Source organism: Mycobacterium tuberculosis H37Rv (genome assembly GCF_000195955.2).
GTDB lineage: Bacteria > Actinomycetota > Actinomycetes > Mycobacteriales > Mycobacteriaceae > Mycobacterium > Mycobacterium tuberculosis.
Genome location: NC_000962.3, coordinates 3,923,687 through 3,945,786 on the forward strand (window position 1 = coordinate 3,923,687; position 22,100 = coordinate 3,945,786).

Below are 22,100 nucleotides of genomic sequence, written 5' to 3' on the forward strand. Positions count from 1 at the left end.
GACAAGACGTCATGGATTTCACGACAACCGAAGCCGCCCAGGATCTTGGTGGTCTGGTCGACACCATCGTGGACGCGGTGTGCACGCCGGAGCATCAACGTGAGCTGGACAAGCTCGAGCAGCGGTTCGACCGCGAGCTGTGGCGCAAGCTGATAGACGCCGGCATCCTGTCCAGTGCGGCGCCGGAGTCGCTGGGCGGCGATGGCTTCGGCGTGCTCGAGCAGGTTGCGGTGCTGGTGGCGTTGGGGCATCAACTGGCCGCGGTGCCGTACCTGGAGTCGGTGGTGCTCGCCGCCGGCGCCCTGGCCCGGTTCGGCTCGCCGGAACTGCAGCAGGGCTGGGGGGTGTCGGCGGTCTCCGGCGATCGGATCCTCACCGTCGCCCTCGACGGTGAGATGGGCGAGGGTCCGGTGCAGGCCGCCGGCACCGGACATGGCTACCGCCTCACCGGCACACGCACCCAGGTCGGGTACGGCCCGGTGGCCGACGCATTTCTGGTACCCGCCGAAACCGATTCCGGTGCAGCCGTTTTCCTGGTTGCCGCCGGCGACCCAGGGGTTGCGGTGACCGCACTGGCCACCACCGGACTGGGCAGCGTCGGACACCTCGAGCTAAACGGGGCCAAAGTGGACGCCGCCCGCAGGGTCGGCGGAACCGATGTCGCGGTTTGGCTCGGCACGCTTTCCACCCTGAGCCGCACCGCTTTTCAGCTCGGTGTGCTCGAGCGCGGACTGCAAATGACGGCCGAATATGCGCGCACCCGTGAACAATTCGACCGCCCGATCGGCAGCTTCCAGGCGGTGGGGCAACGGTTGGCTGACGGCTACATCGACGTCAAGGGATTGCGACTGACGCTTACCCAGGCGGCCTGGCGGGTGGCCGAAGATTCCCTGGCAAGCCGGGAGTGCCCCCAGCCAGCCGACATCGACGTCGCCACCGCGGGGTTCTGGGCCGCCGAAGCCGGGCATCGGGTGGCGCATACCATCGTGCATGTGCATGGCGGCGTCGGCGTCGACACCGATCATCCCGTACACCGGTATTTCCTGGCCGCCAAGCAGACCGAGTTCGCGTTGGGCGGCGCCACCGGTCAGCTCCGCCGAATCGGCCGTGAACTGGCGGAAACCCCTGCCTAGCCCTGCCTAGCCCGGCGACGATGCGGTCCGCGCAGCGGACCGAGAAGGAGCGGGCGAATCGAACCCACCGATGACTCCCACTCACCCGACCGTCACCGAACTTCTGCTGCCGCTATCCGAAATCGACGATCGGGGCGTCTATTTCGAGGACTCGTTCACCAGTTGGCGCGACCACATCCGGCACGGTGCCGCAATCGCCGCAGCGCTGCGGGAACGCCTGGACCCGGCGCGGCCGCCACACGTCGGTGTGTTACTGCAGAACACGCCGTTCTTCTCGGCGACACTGGTGGCCGGCGCGCTGTCGGGGATCGTCCCGGTGGGCCTCAACCCGGTGCGCCGCGGCGCGGCACTGGCCGGCGACATCGCTAAAGCCGACTGCCAGTTGGTGCTCACCGGCTCGGGATCGGCGGAGGTACCGGCCGATGTCGAGCACATCAATGTCGACTCCCCCGAATGGACCGACGAGGTGGCCGCACACCGGGATACCGAGGTGCGTTTTCGATCCGCGGATCTCGCAGACCTTTTCATGCTGATCTTCACCTCGGGCACCAGCGGCGACCCGAAGGCGGTGAAGTGCAGCCACCGCAAGGTTGCGATCGCCGGCGTGACGATCACGCAGCGCTTCAGTCTGGGCCGCGACGACGTCTGCTACGTCTCGATGCCGTTGTTCCATTCCAACGCGGTGCTGGTCGGCTGGGCGGTGGCTGCGGCCTGCCAAGGCTCAATGGCGTTGCGACGCAAATTTTCGGCGTCGCAGTTCCTGGCCGACGTCCGCCGTTATGGCGCCACTTACGCCAACTACGTGGGCAAGCCTCTTTCGTATGTGCTTGCGACACCGGAGCTTCCCGACGACGCGGACAACCCGCTGCGGGCGGTGTACGGCAACGAGGGAGTACCCGGTGACATCGACCGTTTCGGGCGCAGGTTCGGCTGCGTTGTCATGGACGGCTTCGGCTCGACTGAAGGCGGGGTGGCGATCACGCGGACACTCGACACCCCGGCGGGCGCCCTGGGCCCACTGCCGGGGGGAATCCAAATCGTCGACCCCGACACCGGCGAACCGTGCCCGACAGGAGTGGTCGGCGAACTGGTCAACACCGCCGGGCCGGGCGGTTTCGAAGGCTATTACAACGACGAGGCCGCCGAGGCCGAGCGGATGGCCGGCGGCGTCTACCACAGTGGCGACCTCGCCTATCGCGACGACGCCGGCTACGCCTATTTCGCCGGTCGGCTCGGCGACTGGATGCGAGTCGACGGTGAAAATCTAGGCACCGCACCGATCGAGCGGGTGCTGATGCGCTACCCGGACGCCACCGAGGTCGCTGTGTATCCGGTACCCGATCCGGTGGTGGGTGATCAGGTGATGGCCGCGTTAGTGTTGGCGCCCGGCACCAAATTCGATGCCGACAAGTTCCGGGCGTTTCTGACCGAGCAGCCCGACCTGGGGCACAAGCAGTGGCCGTCGTATGTGCGGGTCAGCGCGGGGCTGCCGCGCACCATGACCTTCAAGGTGATCAAGCGCCAGTTGTCGGCCGAAGGTGTCGCCTGCGCCGATCCGGTGTGGCCGATTCGCCGGTAGCCTCACGGCGCGCCACCATGCTCACCGGGATCTGGCCGGATGGTGGACCCGAATAATCGGGTAGAACCGCCGAATGAGCTGCCCGGATCGCGATACGATCCATTCCTAGCAATTGCACCGATGATGCACGGCCGCGGCCGGGTTCGGCTTGGGCTGGTGCGAGGTACCGGATGTCGTTTGTGTTGGTTTCGCCGGAGACCGTGGCGGCGGTGGCCACGGATCTCAAGCGCATCGGCGCCTCGCTGGCCCACGAAAACGCGTCGGCGGCCGCTTCGACGACGGCGGTGGTCTCCGCGGCCGCCGACGAGGTATCGACGGCGGTCGCCGCTCTGTTCTCCCAACACGCCCAGGGCTACCAAGCGGCGGCCGCTCAGGTAGCAGCGTTTCATAGCCGGTTTGTGCAAGCCCTGACGGCCGGTGCCGGGGCGTACGCATTTGCCGAGGCGGCCAACGCGTCGCCGCTACAGTCAGCCATGGGTGCGGTAAGCGCGTCTGCGCAGACGCTGTTGTCGCGCCCGTTGATCGGCAATGGCGCCAATGCGACGACGCCGGGCGGTAACGGCGGCGACGGCGGATGGCTATTCGGCAGCGGCGGCAACGGCGCGCCCGGCGCGGCGGGCCAGTCCGGCGGTAACGGCGGGTCAGCCGGACTGTGGGGTAACGGCGGCGCGGGTGGCGCCGGCGGCAGCGGCGGCGCCGCCGGCGGCAACGGCGGTAACGGCGGGTGGCTGTTCGGCGCCGGCGGCACCGGCGGTATCGGCGGCACCGGTGCTCCCGGCGCCATGGGCGGCACCGGCGGCAACGGCGGCAACGGCGCGCTGCTGATCGGCGGCGGCGGCCTCGGCGGCGCCGGCGGCATGGGTGGCACCGGCGGCGGCACCGGCGGCACCGGCGGCAACGGCGGCAACGGCGCGCTGCTGATCGGCGCTGGTGGTGTCGGAGGTGCTGGCGGGATCGGTGGCCAGGGTACCGGCGCCGGCGGTGCCGCCGGCGCCGGCGGCACCGGGGGCAACGGCGGCGCCGGGGGGTTGTTCATGAACGGCGGCGACGGCGGCGCCGGCGGTCAAGGCGGCGACGGTGCGGCCGGCGACGCGGCTGCCAGCGCCGGCGGCACCGGCGGCAAAGGCGGCCAAGGCGGCGACGGCGGCACCGGAGGGGCCGGCGGCGCAGGCCCAGTGCTGTTCGGCCACGGCGGCGCCGGCGGCATGGGCGGCCAAGGCGGCACCGGTGGAATGGGCGGCGCCGGCGGAGACGGCACCACCGTCATCGCGGCCGGTACCGGGGGGGAGGGCGGCACCGGCGGCGCGGCCGGCGCCGGCGGAGCCGCAGGCGCTCGCGGGGCTCTCACCAGCGGCGGCCTAGCCGGCGGCGTCGGGGCCGGCGGCACCGGCGGCACCGGCGGTACCGGCGGCAACGGCGCTGACGCCGCTGCTGTGGTGGGCTTCGGCGCGAACGGCGACCCTGGCTTCGCTGGCGGCAAAGGCGGTAACGGCGGAATAGGTGGGGCCGCGGTGACAGGCGGGGTCGCCGGCGACGGCGGCACCGGCGGCAAAGGTGGCACCGGCGGTGCCGGCGGCGCCGGCAACGACGCCGGCAGCACCGGCAATCCCGGCGGTAAGGGCGGCGACGGCGGGATCGGCGGTGCCGGCGGGGCCGGCGGCGCGGCCGGCACCGGCAACGGCGGCCATGCCGGCAACACAGGTGACGGCGGCGACGGCGGGACCGGCGGTAACGGCGGCAACGGCACCGGAGGCGTGAACGGCGCCGACAACACCCTCAACCCCGACACCCCCGGCGGCGCCGGGGAGCCCGGCGGGGCCGGCGGGGCCGGCGGGGCCGGCGGGGCCGCCGGCGGCCCGGGCGGTACCGGCGGTACCGGCGGTAACGGCGGCAACGGCGGCAACGGCGGCAACGGCGGCAACGGCGGCAACGGCGGCAACGGCGGCAATGCCGGCAACAACAGCACCAATGCCCCAGTCGGTGGCGAAGGCGGCGCCGGCGGCGACGGCGGCGCCGGCGGCGCAGGCGGGGCCGCCAACGGCGGCACCGCGGGCAGCCAGGGCACTGGGGGCGTCGGCGGCGACGGCGGCGCGGGCGGCAACGGCGGCGGCGGCAAGGCTGGCACCGGCAACAGCGGCAACTTTGGGGTGGACGGCGAAGCCGGCTTCAGCGGCGGCGCCGGTGGCAACGGCGGCGTAGGCGGGGCCGCCGGCGCCAATGGCGGAACCGGCGGCAGCGGTGGTAATGGCGGTGACGGCGGTGCGGGAGGCATTGGCGGGGCCGGCGGCAACGGCATACCGGGCACTGGCACAGAGCCTGCCGGGGGCACCGGCGCCAAAGGTGGAGACGGCGGCGACGGTGGCGCCGGCGGCGCAGGCGGCAATGCCGGCGGGGCCGGCGGCCAGGGCGGCAATGCCGGCCAGGGTGGCGCCGGCGGTGCGGGCGGCAACGCCGTGATTCCCGGCGACGGCGTCGGGAAGGCGCCGCACGGCGACGCGGGCGGCAGCGGCGGAGACGGCGGCAAAGGCGGCCAGGGCGGTAGTGGCGGCACCGGCGGATCCGGTGCCCCGATCGGTGGCGGCGCCGGAGGCACCGGAGGGTCCGGCGGACACGCCGGCAAGGGTGGCGCCGGCGGCATCGGCGCACAGGGCACCACCATCACCGTGCCCGGGAACGGCGGCAACGCCGGCGACGGCGGCAACGGCGGCAACGCCGGCGCCGGTGGAAACGGCGGCTCCGGCGACTTCGGTGGCAATACCACCAGCGGCGCCTCCGGCAGCGGCGGCAACGGCGGCAACGCCGGCACCGCGGGTAGCGGCGGTGCGGGCGGAACCGGCGGCACCGGCCTTAGCGGCGGCAACGGTGGCAACGGCGGCAACGGCGGCAACGGCGGTGACGGCGGTAACGGCGCCCACGGCACCGTCGGCGCCCAGTTCGTCCCGGCCACCAGCTTGCCCACACCCAACGGCGGGGCCGGTGGCAACGGTGGCACCGGAAGCAACGGCGGCGCGCCCGGCCCCGCCGGGGCGCCCGGCCCCACTACCGGCGGTAACGCTGGCAGCCAGGGCATCGGCGGCGACGGGGGCAACGGCGGCGACGGCGGTAAAGGCGGTGACGGCGCCGACGCTGTCAACGTCGTATTCATGCCGACTGAGCCACAGGCCGCGACCGGCACTGCCGGCAGCGCCGGTGACCCCACCGGCGGTAACGGAGGGCCCGGCACTCCCGGCAGCCCCATGGTTGCCCCGCCCCCGCCAACGCCAATCACTCAAGTCCAACAGGGCGGTGACGGTGGCGCCGGGGGCACCGGATCCACCAACGCCAACGACGGCACAGCCACCGGCGGAAAGGGCGGAGAAGGCGGAGTCGGCAGCATTCTCGGCGGGCCCGGCGGCAACGGCGGAACTGGCGGCAACGCCTCGGCAACCGGCACCAACGGGGTGGCCAACGCCGGGAATGGCGGCAAGGGTGGCGACGGCGGCCAGTTTGGGGCCGGCGGCAACGGTGGTGCCGGCGGCAGCGTAACCGACGGATCCGCCGGCAGCACCGCAGGCAACGGCGGCAACGGCGGCAACGCAACCAACGGCACCATCGCAGGCCAACCCGCCGGCGGCAACGGCTCGGCCGGCGGGAAAGGCGGCGACGGCGGCAACATCGCCGCCGGTGCCACCGGCACCGCCGGCAACGGCGGGAACGGCGGCAACGGCAACGACGGCGCCGTCAACGCCGGCACCGGCGGCTCCGGCGGGAACGGCGGTAACGCCGGTGGCGGCGGCGCCAATGGCGGCGACGGCGGCGCCGGCGGCGCCGGCGGGGCCGGCGGGCGTGGCGGCAAGGGCATCGACGGCGGGTTCGGCGGTGACGGCGGCAACGGCGGCAGCAACAACGGCACCGGCGCCGGTGGCAACGGCGGCAACGGCGGCACCGGCGGGGTCGGCTCGGTTGGCGCGGCTGGTGGCGATGGCGGCAACGGCGGCACCGGCGGCTTCGCCGGTTTCGGCGGCACCGCAGGCAATGGCGGTTCCGGCGGCACGGGCGGGGCCGGCGGCGACGGCGGCACCGGCGGGGACGGCGGCAACGGCGTTATCGCCGGCGGCGGGGGGACCGGCGGCAACGGCGGCGCCAGCGGGGCCGGCGGCGCCGGCGGCACGGGCGGGTTCGCCGGCAACGGCAATGCCGGCGGCAATGGCGGCACCGGCGGCGCGAGCGAGGACGGCGACAACGGCAACGCTGGCAGCGGCGCCACCGGCGGTACCGGCGGCAACGGCGGCACCGGCGGCGACGGCGGCGCTGCCGGGCTGGGCGGCGTCGCGTGAGGTTGACCGGCGATCACCGTAGCCAGCACGGCCCGTGACACCGGTCCGGCACGCCACCCTCGTCGTTCAGGTGGTGTCGCCACTCGCGCTACACAACGCTTCACGGCACTCGTCGAGACTTATGCTCGAGTTCTGATACGTGGAGCAACTGTTTTGGCGTTCGACCCGTATTGCGCAGGTGGCGGTACTGGAAAACGTAGACGTGTTGGGCGGGTGACGAATAAGATCCTGGCCTAACTACTGCGTCAATTATGCCGCGGTGGCCGCGCCGTCCGGTTGGGAGTTCGCCCATGTCGTTCGTGTTGATCGCACCGGAATTCGTGACAGCAGCCGCGGGGGATCTGACGAATCTGGGTTCGTCGATTAGCGCGGCCAACGCGTCGGCAGCCAGTGCGACCACGCAGGTGCTGGCTGCGGGCGCCGATGAGGTGTCTGCCCGTATTGCGGCGCTGTTCGGCGGGTTTGGCCTGGAGTACCAGGCGATTAGTGCGCAGGTGGCGGCCTACCACCAGCGGTTTGTGCAGGCCTTGAGTACCGGCGCGGGCGCATATGCCTCGGCCGAGGCCGCCGCCGCTGAGCAGATCGTGCTGGGCGTGATCAATGCGCCCACCCAGGCGCTGCTGGGGCGCCCGTTGATCGGTGACGGCGCCAATGCGACGACTCCCGGCGGGGCCGGCGGGGCCGGCGGTCTGCTGTTCGGCAACGGCGGGGCCGGGGCAGCCGGGGCGCCCGGCCAGGCCGGCGGGCCTGGCGGGCCCGCCGGATTGTGGGGCAACGGCGGGCCCGGCGGGGCCGGCGGCAGCGGTGGGGGCACCGGCGGTGCCGGCGGCGCCGGTGGGTGGCTGTTCGGGGTTGGCGGCGCCGGCGGTGTCGGTGGGGCCGGTGGCGGCACCGGCGGGGCGGGCGGGCCCGGTGGTTTGATCTGGGGCGGCGGCGGGGCCGGCGGTGTCGGTGGGGCCGGTGGCGGCACCGGCGGGGCCGGCGGCCGCGCCGAGCTGCTGTTCGGCGCCGGCGGTGCGGGTGGGGCGGGCACCGACGGCGGGCCCGGTGCTACCGGCGGGACCGGCGGACACGGCGGAGTCGGCGGCGACGGCGGATGGCTGGCACCCGGCGGGGCCGGCGGGGCCGGCGGGCAAGGCGGGGCAGGTGGTGCCGGCAGCGATGGTGGCGCGTTGGGTGGTACCGGCGGGACGGGCGGTACCGGCGGCGCCGGTGGCGCCGGCGGTCGCGGCGCACTGCTGCTGGGCGCTGGCGGACAGGGCGGCCTCGGCGGCGCCGGCGGACAAGGCGGCACCGGCGGGGCCGGCGGAGATGGCGTTCTGGGGGGTGTCGGTGGCACTGGTGGTAAGGGCGGTGTCGGCGGCGTGGCTGGCCTCGGCGGGGCCGGTGGTGCCGCGGGCCAGCTCTTCAGCGCCGGAGGCGCGGCGGGTGCCGTTGGGGTTGGCGGCACCGGCGGCCAGGGTGGGGCTGGCGGTGCCGGAGCGGCCGGCGCCGACGCCCCCGCCAGCACAGGTCTAACCGGTGGTACCGGGTTCGCTGGCGGGGCCGGCGGCGTCGGCGGCCAGGGCGGCAACGCCATTGCCGGCGGCATCAACGGCTCCGGTGGTGCCGGCGGCACCGGCGGCCAAGGCGGCGCCGGCGGCATGGGTGGCTCCGGTGCTGATAATGCCAGCGGGATTGGCGCCGACGGCGGCGCGGGTGGGACTGGCGGTAACGCCGGCGCCGGCGGGGCCGGCGGGGCCGCCGGCACCGGAGGAACCGGCGGGGTTGTCGGCGCCGCGGGCAAGGCCGGTATCGGCGGCACCGGCGGCCAAGGCGGCGCCGGCGGCGCGGGCAGCGCCGGCACGGATGCGACCGCTACCGGTGCCACCGGCGGCACCGGGTTTTCCGGTGGAGCCGGCGGGGCCGGCGGGGCCGGCGGCAACACCGGGGTTGGCGGCACCAACGGCTCCGGCGGGCAAGGCGGCACCGGCGGCGCGGGCGGCGCCGGTGGTGCTGGCGGTGTCGGCGCCGACAACCCCACCGGCATCGGCGGCACCGGCGGCACCGGCGGGAAAGGCGGCGCCGGCGGGGCCGGCGGGCAGGGCGGTAGCAGCGGTGCCGGCGGCACCAACGGCTCTGGTGGCGCTGGCGGCACCGGCGGACAAGGCGGCGCCGGGGGCGCTGGCGGGGCCGGCGCCGATAACCCCACCGGCATCGGCGGCGCCGGCGGCACCGGCGGCACCGGCGGAGCGGCCGGAGCCGGCGGGGCCGGTGGCGCCATCGGTACCGGCGGCACCGGCGGCGCGGTGGGCAGCGTCGGTAACGCCGGGATCGGCGGTACCGGCGGTACGGGTGGTGTCGGTGGTGCTGGTGGTGCAGGTGCGGCTGCGGCCGCTGGCAGCAGCGCTACCGGTGGCGCCGGGTTCGCCGGCGGCGCCGGCGGAGAAGGCGGAGCGGGCGGCAACAGCGGTGTGGGCGGCACCAACGGCTCCGGCGGCGCCGGCGGTGCAGGCGGCAAGGGCGGCACCGGAGGTGCCGGCGGGTCCGGCGCGGACAACCCCACCGGTGCTGGTTTCGCCGGTGGCGCCGGCGGCACAGGTGGCGCGGCCGGCGCCGGCGGGGCCGGCGGGGCGACCGGTACCGGCGGCACCGGCGGCGTTGTCGGCGCCACCGGTAGTGCAGGCATCGGCGGGGCCGGCGGCCGCGGCGGTGACGGCGGCGATGGGGCCAGCGGTCTCGGCCTGGGCCTCTCCGGCTTTGACGGCGGCCAAGGCGGCCAAGGCGGGGCCGGCGGCAGCGCCGGCGCCGGCGGCATCAACGGGGCCGGCGGGGCCGGCGGCAACGGCGGCGACGGCGGGGACGGCGCAACCGGTGCCGCAGGTCTCGGCGACAACGGCGGGGTCGGCGGTGACGGTGGGGCCGGTGGCGCCGCCGGCAACGGCGGCAACGCGGGCGTCGGCCTGACAGCCAAGGCCGGCGACGGCGGCGCCGCGGGCAATGGCGGCAACGGGGGCGCCGGCGGTGCTGGCGGGGCCGGCGACAACAATTTCAACGGCGGCCAGGGTGGTGCCGGCGGCCAAGGCGGCCAAGGCGGCCTGGGCGGGGCAAGCACCACCTCGATCAACGCCAACGGCGGCGCCGGCGGCAACGGCGGCACCGGCGGCAAAGGCGGCGCCGGTGGTGCGGGAACCCTGGGCGTCGGCGGCTCCGGCGGCACCGGCGGGGACGGCGGCGATGCGGGCTCTGGTGGTGGCGGCGGCTTCGGCGGGGCCGCGGGTAAGGCCGGCGGCGGCGGAAACGGCGGCCGCGGCGGTGACGGCGGCGATGGGGCCAGCGGTCTCGGCCTGGGCCTCTCCGGCTTTGACGGCGGCCAAGGCGGCCAAGGCGGGGCCGGCGGCAGCGCCGGCGCCGGCGGCATCAACGGGGCCGGCGGGGCCGGCGGCAACGGCGGCGACGGCGGGGACGGCGCAACCGGTGCCGCAGGTCTCGGCGACAACGGCGGGGTCGGCGGTGACGGTGGGGCCGGTGGCGCCGCCGGCAACGGCGGCAACGCGGGCGTCGGCCTGACAGCCAAGGCCGGCGACGGCGGCGCCGCGGGCAATGGCGGCAACGGGGGCGCCGGCGGTGCTGGCGGGGCCGGCGACAACAATTTCAACGGCGGCCAGGGTGGTGCCGGCGGCCAAGGCGGCCAAGGCGGCCTGGGCGGGGCAAGCACCACCTCGATCAACGCCAACGGCGGCGCCGGCGGCAACGGCGGCACCGGCGGCAAAGGCGGCGCCGGTGGTGCGGGAACCCTGGGCGTCGGCGGCTCCGGCGGCACCGGCGGGGACGGCGGCGATGCGGGCTCTGGTGGTGGCGGCGGCTTCGGCGGGGCCGCGGGTAAGGCCGGCGGCGGCGGAAACGGCGGTGTTGGCGGTGACGGCGGCGAGGGAGCCAGCGGTCTCGGCCTGGGCCTCTCCGGCTTTGACGGCGGCCAAGGCGGCCAAGGCGGGGCCGGCGGCAGCGCCGGCGCCGGCGGCATCAACGGGGCCGGCGGGGCCGGCGGCACCGGCGGGGCCGGTGGTGACGGCGCCCCGGCGACCCTGATCGGCGGACCCGACGGCGGTGACGGCGGCCAAGGCGGCATCGGCGGGGACGGCGGCAACGCCGGATTCGGCGCCGGTGTTCCCGGCGACGGCGGGGACGGCGGCAACGCCGGATTCGGCGCCGGTGTTCCCGGCGACGGCGGGATCGGCGGCACCGGCGGGGCCGGGGGCGCCGGCGGCGCCGGCGCCGACGGGGACCCCAGCATTGACGGCGGCCAAGGTGGTGCCGGCGGCCACGGCGGCCAAGGCGGCAAAGGCGGCCTGAACAGCACCGGGCTAGCCAGCGCCGCCAGCGGTGACGGCGGCAACGGCGGGGCCGGCGGGGCCGGCGGCAACGGCGGCGACGGCGACGGCTTTATCGGCGGGTCCGGCGGCACCGGCGGGACCGGCGGCGACGCCGGCGTCGGCGGCCTGGCCAACACCGGCGGAACCGCGGGCAACGCCGGTATCGGCGGGGCCGGCGGCCGCGGCGGCGACGGCGGGGCCGGCGACAGCGGCGCCCTCTCCCAAGACGGCAACGGCTTCGCCGGCGGCCAAGGCGGCCAAGGCGGGGTCGGCGGCAACGCCGGCGCCGGCGGCATCAACGGGGCCGGCGGCACCGGCGGCACCGGCGGGGCCGGTGGTGACGGCCAGAACGGAACGACAGGCGTGGCGAGCGAGGGCGGCGCCGGCGGCCAAGGCGGTGACGGCGGCCAAGGCGGCATCGGCGGGGCCGGCGGCAACGCCGGATTCGGCGCCGGTGTTCCCGGCGACGGCGGGATCGGCGGCACCGGCGGGGCCGGGGGCGCCGGCGGCGCCGGCGCCGACGGGGACCCCAGCATTGACGGCGGCCAAGGTGGTGCCGGCGGCCACGGCGGCCAAGGCGGCAAAGGCGGCCTGAACAGCACCGGGCTAGCCAGCGCCGCCAGCGGTGACGGCGGCAACGGCGGGGCCGGCGGGGCCGGCGGCAACGGCGGCGACGGCGACGGCTTTATCGGCGGGTCCGGCGGCACCGGCGGGACCGGCGGCGACGCCGGCGTCGGCGGCCTGGCCAACACCGGCGGAACCGCGGGCAACGCCGGTATCGGCGGGGCCGGCGGCCGCGGCGGCGACGGCGGGGCCGGCGACAGCGGCGCCCTCTCCCAAGACGGCAACGGCTTCGCCGGCGGCCAAGGCGGCCAAGGCGGGGTCGGCGGCAACGCCGGCGCCGGCGGCATCAACGGGGCCGGCGGCACCGGCGGCACCGGCGGGGCCGGTGGTGACGGCCAGAACGGAACGACAGGCGTGGCGAGCGAGGGCGGCGCCGGCGGCCAAGGCGGTGACGGCGGCCAAGGCGGCATCGGCGGGGCCGGCGGCAACGCCGGATTCGGCGCCGGTGTTCCCGGCGACGGCGGGATCGGCGGCACCGGCGGGGCCGGGGGCGCCGGCGGCGCCGGCGCCGACGGGGACCCCAGCATTGACGGCGGCCAAGGTGGTGCCGGCGGCCACGGCGGCCAAGGCGGCAAAGGCGGCCTGAACAGCACCGGGCTAGCCAGCGCCGCCAGCGGTGACGGCGGCAACGGCGGGGCCGGCGGGGCCGGCGGCAACGGCGGAGCCGGCGGGCTCGGCGGGGGCGGTGGCACAGGCGGCACCAACGGCAACGGCGGCCTCGGCGGAGGCGGCGGCAACGGCGGAGCCGGCGGTGCCGGGGGAACGCCCACCGGCAGTGGCACCGAGGGGACCGGCGGCGACGGTGGAGATGCCGGCGCCGGCGGCAACGGCGGCTCTGCCACCGGCGTCGGTAACGGCGGTAACGGCGGTGATGGCGGCAACGGCGGCGACGGCGGCAACGGCGCACCCGGCGGCTTCGGTGGCGGCGCTGGCGCCGGCGGCTTGGGCGGCTCCGGCGCCGGCGGCGGCACCGACGGCGACGACGGCAACGGCGGCAGCCCCGGCACCGACGGCAGCTAAGCTAACGGCAGCCCAAAGCGCCAGCAGCCACCCGACAACGCTGGGCGGCTACCCATGGCCCGTTGGCAGCACAGGCTGGCGATGGCCGTCCGACCGATAACACCCGGGCCATCGCATCCCCAGCACAACCAGCTGTCCTCGCGGGCTTATGCACGACGGGGGAGCACTACCCCACAAGCGATGGCACCACTACATCGATCAGATGCGGCCCGGGCTCGGCGAAGGCCGCGCGCAGGGCGTCGGCGAATTCCTCGCAGGTGGTGACACGACGTGCAGGAACACCCATACCTTCGGCGATCTTGACGAAATCCATTGTGGGACGCGATATATCAAGGAGATCCAGGGCCTTCGGGCCAGGATCCGACCCCGCGCCGACACGTTGCAGCTCGATCCGCAGAATGTCGTAGGCGCCGTTGTTGTAGATGACGGTGGTGACGTCGAGGTTCTCCCGCGCTTGGCTCCACAATCCTGAAATCGTGTACATTGCCGACCCGTCGGATTCCAGGCACAACACCGGGCGGTCGGGCGCGGCGACCGCGGCACCGACCGCAGCCGGGATGCCGTAACCGATTGCCCCGCCGGTCAGCGTAAGCCAGTCATGGGCCGGGGCCCCGGCGGTGGCCTGCGGCAGCAGGACACCACAAGTATTCGACTCGTCGACAACAATCGCCCGTTCCGGCAGCAACGCACCGACCACATCGGCCGCCGACACCGACGTCAGGTCACCCGTCGGCAGCTGCGGACGTGACGCGCCCGCCACCGGGGCAACCGTCCCGGGCGCTACCTCGTCGGCCAACGCGGCCAGTGCGTCGGCCGCACCACCGGGTTCGGCAAGCACGTGCACCTCACAACCGGCCGGCACCAGGTCACTGGGCATACCCGGGTAGGCGAAAAACGACACCGGCGACCTGGCCCCGGCCAGCACGAGATGTTTGACCCCGTCCAGCTGGGCCGCGGCACCTTCAGCGAAATAGGCCAGCCGTTCGACGGCGGGGATACCGGCGCCACGTTCCAGGCACGTCGGAAACGTCTCGCATAACCAACGGGCCCCGGTTGCCTGCACGATCCGCGCAGCCGCGGTCAGCCCCGGCCCGCGGGTGGCATCCCCACCGATCAGCATCATGGCGGGTTCCCCTGAGCGCAGCACCCCAGCCACCGGCCCCACGTCCACTGGCGCCGCCGCCGCCTGAGCCGGCACGCCCGCGGCCGCGTGGGCACCGTCGCTCCAACACACATCCGCGGGCAGAATCAGCGTCGCGATCTGTGAACCTGACCGGCTGGCCGCAATGGCCGCTTCAGCGTCGGCCCCGACGTCGGCGGCAGCCTCCGTCCGGCGCACCCATCCCGAAACGGTGCCAGCGACCGCATCGATATCGGATTCCAGCGGGGCGTCGTACTTCTTGTGGTAAGTCGCGTGGTCTCCGACAACCACCACCATCGGCACCCGGGCACGGCGCGCGTTGTGCAGGTTGGCCAGGCCGTTGCCCAGTCCGGGGCCCAGATGCAGCAGCACCGCCGCCGGCCGGCCAGCAATGCGGGCATAACCGTCGGCGGCCCCGGTAGCCACGCCTTCGAACAGGGTCAGCATGCCACGCATGCGCGGGACGGCGTCTAGCGCCGCCACGAAATGCATTTCCGACGTGCCAGGGTTGGCGAAGCACACATCGACACCCCCGTCGACCAGGGTGTTGATCAGGGCCTGAGCACCGTTCACGTCTGCACCTTTCCTCGTGGGTCCAGCTTGAATACCCGCACAGCGTTGCCGTGCAGAAAGTCGCGACGAGCTTCGTCGCTTAGCCCCAGTTCGTCAAGACCGGTCAGGGCGTGCGTGTGGGCGATCATCGGGTAATTGGTACCAAACAGCACCTTGCGCTGTCCCGTGTCGGTTTTCATGAACCGCACCAGCTTCCCGGGCAGCCGCTTGATGGTGTAGGCCGAGGTGTCGATGTAGACATTCTCGTGTTTGCGGGCGACCGCGACCATCTCCTCGGTCCACGGATAGCCGACATGTCCGCACACGATCACCAGTTCCGGAAAGTCCAACGCCACCTGGTCGATGTAGGGAATGGGGCGTCCGGTCTCCGACGGCCGCAGCGGGCCGGTGTGACCAACCTGGGTGCAGAACGGCACCGCGGACTGCACGCATTCGGCGAACAACGGATAGTAGCGGCGGTCGGTCGGCGGGGCGCCCCATAGCCAAGGCACCACCCGCAGGCCGACGAACCCCTCACCGACTCGGCGCCTCAACTCCCGGACGGCCGCCATCGGGCGATCCAGGTCGACCGCCGCCAGACCGGCAAAACGGTTGGGGTACAACCGGACCCATTCCGCAACAGCGTCATTAGAGATGAGGTCCTGGCCGTTGGGGCCACGCCAGGCGCTGAGCAAACCCAGGGTGACGCCGCCGGCGTCCATCGAGGAGACGGTCGCTTCGATCGGGATGTCGGTCTCCGGGATAGACCCACCGGTCCACCGGCGCAGCGAGGCGAACATATCGCCGTGTAGGAACCGTTGCGTCGGATGCTGCATCCACACATCGATGGTCATCGCGTTTCAGACTGTAGCCGCCCGGGCGGCGACTACCCGCGGCGACGCTGCAGATCATCGCCCGGCCAGGGTGCTACCAGGTTGCTGCCATCCCCGAATGTTCGCGGTCGGAGGGCGACGCGACGTGTTGAAACGCCGTACGTTCGGGCCTTCCCGCGAGAAGCCCTAGCCGCCCGAGATTGTCCCTCCCGGCGTTCGTGGCCACGCGGTGCTTCGCCTTTTTGCCCATCCCAAATTACACGGGTGGTACTCACGAGAAAGCTTGGACGTATTGGGCGGGTGCTGAATTATGATCCCGACACAACTGCATCAATTTAGCCGCGTCGTGATGCTATCCGCCGACGGTTTGGAGCTGGTCCGTGTCGTTCGTGTTGATCTCACCCGAAGTTGTGTCCGCCGCCGCCGGGGATCTAGCGAACGTGGGATCGACAATCAGCGCCGCCAACAAGGCGGCAGCGGCTGCGACCACGCAGGTGCTGGCCGCGGGCGCCGATGAGGTGTCAGCGCGCATCGCGGCGCTGTTTGGTATGTACGGCCTGGAATATCAGGCGATCAGTGCGCAAGTTGCCGCGTATCACCAGCAGTTCGTGCAGACGTTGCGCACCGGAGCGGCCTCGTACATGTTGGCCGAGGCCACCAACGTCGAGCAAAATCTACTGAACCTCATCAACGCGCCGACCCAGACGCTGCTCGGGCGCCCGCTGATCGGAGACGGGGCCAACGCGACGACGCCGGGCGGGGCCGGCGGAGACGGCGGGCTGCTGTTTGGCAGCGGCGGCAACGGCGCGCCCGGTGCACCCGGCCAGGCTGGCGGTGCCGGTGGGTCTGCCGGGCTACTGGGCAACGGCGGGAGCGGCGGAGCCGGCGGGACGGGCGCGCCCGGCGGAAACGGCGGCAATGCCGGTTGGCTATACGGCCGCGGCGGAGTCGGCGGCGCCGGGGGAATCGGCGGCGGAACAGGCGGGGCCGGCGGGCACGCGTGGCTGTTCGGCCACGGGGGAACCGGCGGTATCGGTGGCGGGCCCGGCGGCAACGGCGGGTGGCTGCTCGGCAACGGCGGACATGGCGGCGCTGGCGGAATCGGTGGCGGCAGCGGCGGCGCTGGCGGGAACGGCGGGTGGCTGCTCGGCAACGGCGGTATCGGCGGAGCGGGCGGAACCGGCGGCGGAGCGGGCGGCACCGGTGGCAACGCCGCGTGGCTGCTCGGCGGTGGTGGTACCGGCGGCGCCGGCGGAATCGGTGGTGGCAACGGCGGGCACGGCGGCAACGGCGGGTGGCTGCTCGGCAACGGCGGCAACGGCGGCCTCGGCGGTGACGGTGACGGCGGTACTGGCGGCGGCCACGGCGGCAACGGCGGGAATCCCGGGTGGCTCTTGGGCACAGCCGGGGGTGGCGGCAACGGTGGCGCCGGCAGCACCGGTACTGCAGGTGGCGGCTCTGGGGGCACCGGCGGCGACGGCGGGACCGGCGGGCGTGGCGGCCTGTTAATGGGCGCCGGCGCCGGCGGGCACGGTGGCACTGGCGGCGCGGGCGGTGCCGGTGTCAACGGTGGCGGCGCCGGCGGGGCCGGCGGGGCCGGCGGCAACGGCGGCGCCGGGGGTCAAGCCGCCCTGCTGTTCGGGCGCGGCGGCACCGGCGGAGCCGGCGGCTACGGCGGCGATGGCGGTGGCGGCGGTGACGGCTTCGACGGCACGATGGCCGGCCTGGGTGGTACCGGTGGCAGCGGCGGCACCGGCGGTGACGGCGGCGCCCCCGGCAACGGTGGCGCCGGGGGTGCCGGCCAGTTGTTGAGCCATAGCGGCGTGGCCGGTGCTAGCGGCAAAGGTGGTGCCGGCGGCACCGGCGGCAACGGCGGGGCCGGCAGTGCCGGCGCCGACGCCCCCGCAGGCTCCGGCGCGATGGGTAGCACTGGCTTTGCTGGCGGCGCCGGCGGTGACGGCGGTAACGGCGGCGGGAGCGGTGCCAGCCAAGGCAACGGCGGCAACGGCGGCAACGGCGGCACCGGCGGCAAAGGCGGCACCGGCGGGGCCGGCATGAACAGCCTCGACCCGCTGCTAGCCGCCCAAGACGGCGGCCAAGGCGGCACCGGCGGCACCGGCGGCAACGCCGGCGCCGGCGGCACCGGCTTCACCCAAGGCGCCGACGGCAACGCCGGCAACGGCGGTGACGGCGGGGTCGGCGGCAACGGCGGAAACGGCGCAGACAACACCACCACCGCCGCCGCCGGCACCACAGGCGGGGCCGGCGGGGCCGGCGGGGCCGGCGGAACCGGCGGAGCCGCCGGCACCGGCACCGGCGGCCAACAAGGCAACGGCGGCAACGGCGGCAACGGCGGCACCGGCGGCAAAGGCGGCACCGGCGGGGCCGGCATGAACAGCCTCGACCCGCTGCTAGCCGCCCAAGACGGCGGCCAAGGCGGCACCGGCGGCACCGGCGGCAACGCCGGCGCCGGCGGCACCGGCTTCACCCCAAGGCGCCGACGGCAACGCCGGCAACGGCGGTGACGGCGGGGTCGGCGGCAACGGCGGAAACGGCGCAGACAACACCACCACCGCCGCCGCCGGCACCACAGGCGGGGCCGGCGGGGCCGGCGGGGCCGGCGGAACCGGCGGAACCGGCGGAGCCGCCGGCACCGGCACCGGCGGCCAACAAGGCAACGGCGGCAACGGCGGCAACGGCGGCACCGGCGGCAAAGGCGGCACCGGCGGCGACGGTGCACTCGCAGGCAGCAGCGGTGGTGCCGGCGGTAAAGGCGGCAACGGCGGCGACGCCGGCAAGGCCGGTACCGGCTCCGCTCCTGGCACGGCGGGGACCGGCGGCGATGGGGGTAAGGGCGGCAACGGCGGCATTGGCGCTGCCGGCACAACCGGCCCCGTAGGCACCGGCGCGTCCGGCGGCACCGGTGGTAGTGGTGGCGCCGGCGGAACCGGCGGTGACGGCGGCGCCGCCAACGGCGGCACCGCCGGGGCTGGCGGGGCGGGCGGCAATGGCGGCAAAGGCGGCGACGGTGGAGCAGGCGTCACCAGCAGCACCGCCGGCAACAGCGGCGGCGCGGGCGGCAGCGGCGGAAAGGGCGGAGACGCGGGCGCGGGCGGCGCCGGTGCCACTCCGGGCGCCAACGGTATCGCTGGCAATGGCGGCGACGGCGGAGATGGCGCGGCTGGTGCCGTCGGCATCTCCGGCGCAACCGGCGCTGGCGACGGCGGGCATGGCGGAACCGGCGCGGCCGGCGGCAACGGTGGAACCGGCGGTGCTGGCGGTAGCGGCATCGACGGCGTCGGCGGCGGGACCGGAGGTACCGGCGGCAACGGCGGCAACGGCGCCATCGGCGGCGCTGGCGGAGACGCCGGTGGTAGCGGAAATAGCGGCGGAAACGGTGGGATTGGCGGAAAGGGCGGAAACGCCGGTGCCGGTGGTGCCGCGGGCAGCAACGGCGGTACCGTCGGCGCCAACGGTACCGGCGGCGACGGCGGCAACGGCGGCGCTGCCGGGGCCGCCACGGCTGGCAGCAACGGTGGGGCCGGCACCGGCTCGGCCGGCGGCAACGGCGGCACCGGCGGCAGAGGCGGCAGTGGTGGCGCCGGCGGCGACGGTATCGGTGGCGTCGGCGGCGGCAAGGGCGGCAACGGCGCGGACGGCGAAGTCGGCGGTGCGGGCGGCGCCGGCGGCAGCGGGCCCAACACCAGTCCCGGCGGCAACGGCGGGCAAGGAGGTCAAGGCGGCAGCGGTGGTGCCGGTGGGGCGGCCGGGGCTGGCGGCGCCGGTGGCGGCGCTAACGGCACCGCTGGCAACGGCGGCCAAGGCGGTGCCGGCGGCACCGGCGGCGCCGGCGCAGCCTCCTCAGCTACCAACGGCGGCAGCGGCGGCGCCGGCGGCACCGGAGGCGACGGCGGCAGCGGCGGCGCCGGCGGCACCGGAGGCGCCGGCGGCACCGGCGGGGCGGCCGGCGACGGCGGACAAGGTGGCCAGGGCGGCGCCGGCGGCGGTGCCGGTGGTCAAGGTGGTGCCGGCGGTGCCGGCGGGACCGGCGGCAACGGCGGCAATATCACCGGCGGCACCGCGGGCACCGCGGGGGCCGCCGGTAACGGCGGCGCCGCCGGAAAGGGTGGCGCCGGCGGCCAAGGCGGCACCGGTGGCGGGACCGGGGGTCAGGGTGGCGCCGGCGGCGACGGCGGTGCCGGCGGCACCGGCGGCGACCGCACCGTCGGCGGTGGCACGGTCCCCGCCGGCTCCGGTGGACAAGGCGGTAACGCTGGCGGTGGTGGGGCCGGCGGGCAGGGTGGAGCCGACGGCGGCAGCGGCGGCGACGGCGGCGACGCCGGCACAGGTGGCAATGGCGGTAACGGCGGCAACCGTAATTCCGGCAATGGCACCGGCGGCGCTGGCGGCAACGGTGGTGGTGGTGCTAACGGTGGCGCCGGCGGCGCTGGGGGCAGCGGCGGCGGCACCGGCGGCAACGGCGGCGCTGGCGGCGACGCCGGCGACGCCGGCAACGGCGGCAACGGCAACGGCACCGGCAACGGCGGCAACGGCGGCAACGGCGGCATCGCCGGCATGGGCGGCAACGGCGGTGCCGGGACGGGCAGCGGCAACGGCGGCAACGGCGGCAGCGGCGGCAACGGCGGCAACGCCGGCATGGGCGGCAACAGCGGCACCGGCAGCGGCGACGGCGGTGCCGGCGGGAACGGCGGCGCGGCGGGCACGGGCGGCACCGGCGGCGACGGCGGCCTCACCGGTACTGGCGGCACCGGCGGCAGCGGTGGCACCGGCGGTGACGGCGGTAACGGCGGCAACGGAGCAGATAACACCGCAAACATGACTGCGCAGGCGGGCGGTGACGGTGGCAACGGCGGCGACGGTGGCTTCGGCGGCGGGGCCGGGGCCGGCGGCGGTGGCTTGACCGCTGGCGCCAACGGCACCGGCGGGCAAGGCGGCGCCGGCGGCGATGGCGGCAACGGGGCCATCGGCGGCCACGGCCCACTCACTGACGACCCCGGCGGCAACGGGGGCACCGGCGGCAACGGCGGCACCGGCGGCACCGGCGGCGCGGGCATCGGCAGCCTTGGCGGCGGCACTGGCGGCGATGGCGGCAACGGCGGCAACGGCGGTACCGGCGGCGAGGGCGGCGAGGTCGGCGGCGCCGGCGGCACCGGCGGTGCGGCCGGCAATGGCGGCGATGGCGGCACCGGCGGCACCGGCGGCGGGGACGGGGGCGCCGGCGGCACCGGCGGCACCGGCGGCACCGGCGGCCTCGGCGACCCCCGGGTCGGCGGATCCGGCGGCGACGGCGGCACCGGCGGCAGCGGCGGTGCGGCCGGCAATGGCGGCAACGGCGGCAACGCCGGCGCGGGAGGCAATGGCAACGGCGGCACCGGTGGGGCCGGCGGTATCGGCGGCACCGGCGGCAATGGCGGCGACGCCGAGCCCGGAGTGCCCCCGGGAGCCGGTGGTGCTGGCGGCGCCGGCACCACCGGCGGCAAGGGTGGCACCGGCGGCAACGGCAGTGGCACCGGCTCGGGCGGCACCGGCGGCGATGGCGGCACCGGCGGTGGTGGTGGGAACGGCGGCACCGGCTGGAATGGCGGCAAGGGAGACACCGGCAGCGGCGGTGGCGCCGGAGACGGTGGTAAGGCACCAGCCGGTGGCACCGGCGGCGCCGGCGGCGACGGCGGAGCGGGCGGCAAGGGCGGCAGCGGCGGCGTCTAGTCGCGATGGGCCCAGCGGCCGCGATGGTGCGCCGGGCGTCCGCCGGCGAGTGGTCCAGCCAGATTTGACGACAAACGGCGACCCAGCGGTATCCCCCAGCCGCGGCGCCATAGCCGCGACCCGCGCAATCAGGAACCGCTCGTCACGTGTCCCGCATGCACGTCATCGGCTGGCCGCGCCTCGGTCTGCTCCTTGGCCCAGCGGTAGTCCGGCTTACCGGCGGGCGAACGCTTCACCTCGTCGACAAACCACAGACTGCGCGGCACTTTGTAGCCCGCGATCTCGGAGCGCACGAACGAGTCCAACTCGGCCAACGACGGCCGACAACCCGGCCGGGCCTGCACCACGGCGGCCACCTGCTGGCCGTAACGCGGATCGGGCACCCCGACCACCAGAGCGTCGAACACGTCGGGATGCCCCTTCAAAGCGGCCTCGACCTCTTCGGGGTAGACCTTCTCGCCGCCGCTGTTGATCGACACCGAGCCACGACCCAGCATGGTGACCGTGCCGTCCTCCTCGACTTGGGCGTAGTCCCCCGGAATGGCGTAGCGCACACCGTTAATCGTCCGGAACGTCTCGGCCGTCTTCTTCTCGTCCTTGTAGTAGCCGACGGGAATGTTGCCCTTCTTGGCGAGCGTGCGCGCGGGTCGCACTGCTTGGCGCCTGGTGCACCGGTCGCCGGGCGGCTCCTCCCCAGGGCGCTCCAGGTTCGTTGCGGCATTACCAGAAAGCCGGCACATATTAGATGAGTGGCAACTAAGGTTCTCACTTAAAGATGCCGCCATATCGGCCGTGGTTGCACCGGCGCAAAGATGGTTGGGAG

General features: G+C 75.4%; 9 protein-coding genes and 1 other annotated feature. Of the genes, 6 read left to right on the forward strand and 3 right to left on the reverse strand.

Annotation, left to right across the window (positions count from 1 at the left end; genetic code table 11):
• Positions 1-11 precede the first annotated feature (11 nt).
• The 4 genes from fadE27 (at position 12) to PE_PGRS54 (ending at position 13,024) form a co-directional block, all read left to right on the forward strand.
• Entirely contained in the window at positions 12-1,133 is a 1,122-nt protein-coding gene (gene fadE27 / locus Rv3505) for an acyl-CoA dehydrogenase FadE27 (protein ID NP_218022.1), read from the forward strand.
• Positions 1,134-1,203: 70 nt separating this feature from the next.
• Positions 1,204-2,712 carry a long-chain-fatty-acid--CoA ligase FadD17 gene (gene fadD17 / locus Rv3506; RefSeq protein NP_218023.1) on the forward strand — a complete coding sequence of 503 codons (1,509 nt, stop codon included), beginning with the start codon at positions 1,204-1,206 and terminating at the stop codon, positions 2,710-2,712.
• 170 nt (positions 2,713-2,882) lie between these two features.
• Entirely contained in the window at positions 2,883-7,028 is a 4,146-nt protein-coding gene (gene PE_PGRS53 / locus Rv3507; protein ID YP_177978.1) for a PE-PGRS family protein PE_PGRS53, read from the forward strand.
• 290 nt (positions 7,029-7,318) lie between these two features.
• The gene (PE_PGRS54, locus tag Rv3508) at positions 7,319-13,024 is read left to right on the forward strand and encodes a PE-PGRS family protein PE_PGRS54 (protein ID YP_177979.1); all 5,706 of its coding nucleotides are present in this window, start codon (positions 7,319-7,321) and stop codon (positions 13,022-13,024) included.
• A gap of 166 nt (positions 13,025-13,190) precedes the next feature.
• On the opposite strand, the gene ilvX is transcribed toward PE_PGRS54, so the two are convergent.
• On the reverse strand, positions 13,191-14,738 hold the full coding sequence (gene ilvX, locus Rv3509c) for an acetohydroxyacid synthase large subunit (protein NP_218026.1): 1,548 nt from the start codon (positions 14,736-14,738) through the stop codon (positions 13,191-13,193).
• The gene (locus tag Rv3510c; RefSeq protein NP_218027.1) at positions 14,735-15,571 is read right to left on the reverse strand and encodes a hypothetical protein; all 837 of its coding nucleotides are present in this window, start codon (positions 15,569-15,571) and stop codon (positions 14,735-14,737) included. Before Rv3510c ends, ilvX begins: the two co-directional genes overlap by 4 nt.
• Before the next feature lie 359 nt (positions 15,572-15,930).
• On the opposite strand from Rv3510c, the gene PE_PGRS55 reads away from it, so the two are divergent.
• A complete protein-coding gene (gene PE_PGRS55, locus Rv3511) occupies positions 15,931-18,075 on the forward strand; it encodes a PE-PGRS family protein PE_PGRS55 (protein YP_177980.1) in 2,145 nt (714 codons plus the stop codon).
• Between the two features lie 2,050 nt (positions 18,076-20,125).
• Positions 20,126-21,277: a PE-PGRS family protein PE_PGRS56 gene (gene PE_PGRS56 / locus Rv3512; protein YP_177981.2), complete on the forward strand. Its 1,152-nt coding sequence runs from the start codon at positions 20,126-20,128 to the stop codon at positions 21,275-21,277.
• A 128-nt stretch (positions 21,278-21,405) separates the two neighbouring features.
• Here PE_PGRS56 and fadD18 read toward each other — a convergent pair whose 3' ends face one another.
• On the reverse strand, positions 21,406-22,062 hold the full coding sequence (gene fadD18 / locus Rv3513c; protein NP_218030.1) for a fatty-acid--CoA ligase FadD18: 657 nt from the start codon (positions 22,060-22,062) through the stop codon (positions 21,406-21,408).
• Positions 21,412-21,911, reverse strand: a repeat region (500 bp perfect direct repeat 2; second copy at 3950830..3951329.). It overlaps the preceding gene by 500 nt.
• Positions 22,063-22,100 lie beyond the last annotated feature (38 nt).

Coding starts and splice junctions, on each gene's coding strand:
- fadE27 (NP_218022.1), top strand. CDS start 12: ATGGATTTCACGACAACCGAAGCCGCCCAGGATCTTGGTGGTCTGGTC.
- fadD17 (NP_218023.1), top strand. CDS start 1,204: ATGACTCCCACTCACCCGACCGTCACCGAACTTCTGCTGCCGCTATCC.
- PE_PGRS53 (YP_177978.1), top strand. CDS start 2,883: ATGTCGTTTGTGTTGGTTTCGCCGGAGACCGTGGCGGCGGTGGCCACG.
- PE_PGRS54 (YP_177979.1), top strand. CDS start 7,319: ATGTCGTTCGTGTTGATCGCACCGGAATTCGTGACAGCAGCCGCGGGG.
- Rv3510c (NP_218027.1), bottom strand. CDS start 15,571: ATGACCATCGATGTGTGGATGCAGCATCCGACGCAACGGTTCCTACAC.
- PE_PGRS56 (YP_177981.2), top strand. CDS start 20,126: ATGGGCGGCAACGGCGGTGCCGGGACGGGCAGCGGCAACGGCGGCAAC.
- fadD18 (NP_218030.1), bottom strand. CDS start 22,062: ATGGCGGCATCTTTAAGTGAGAACCTTAGTTGCCACTCATCTAATATG.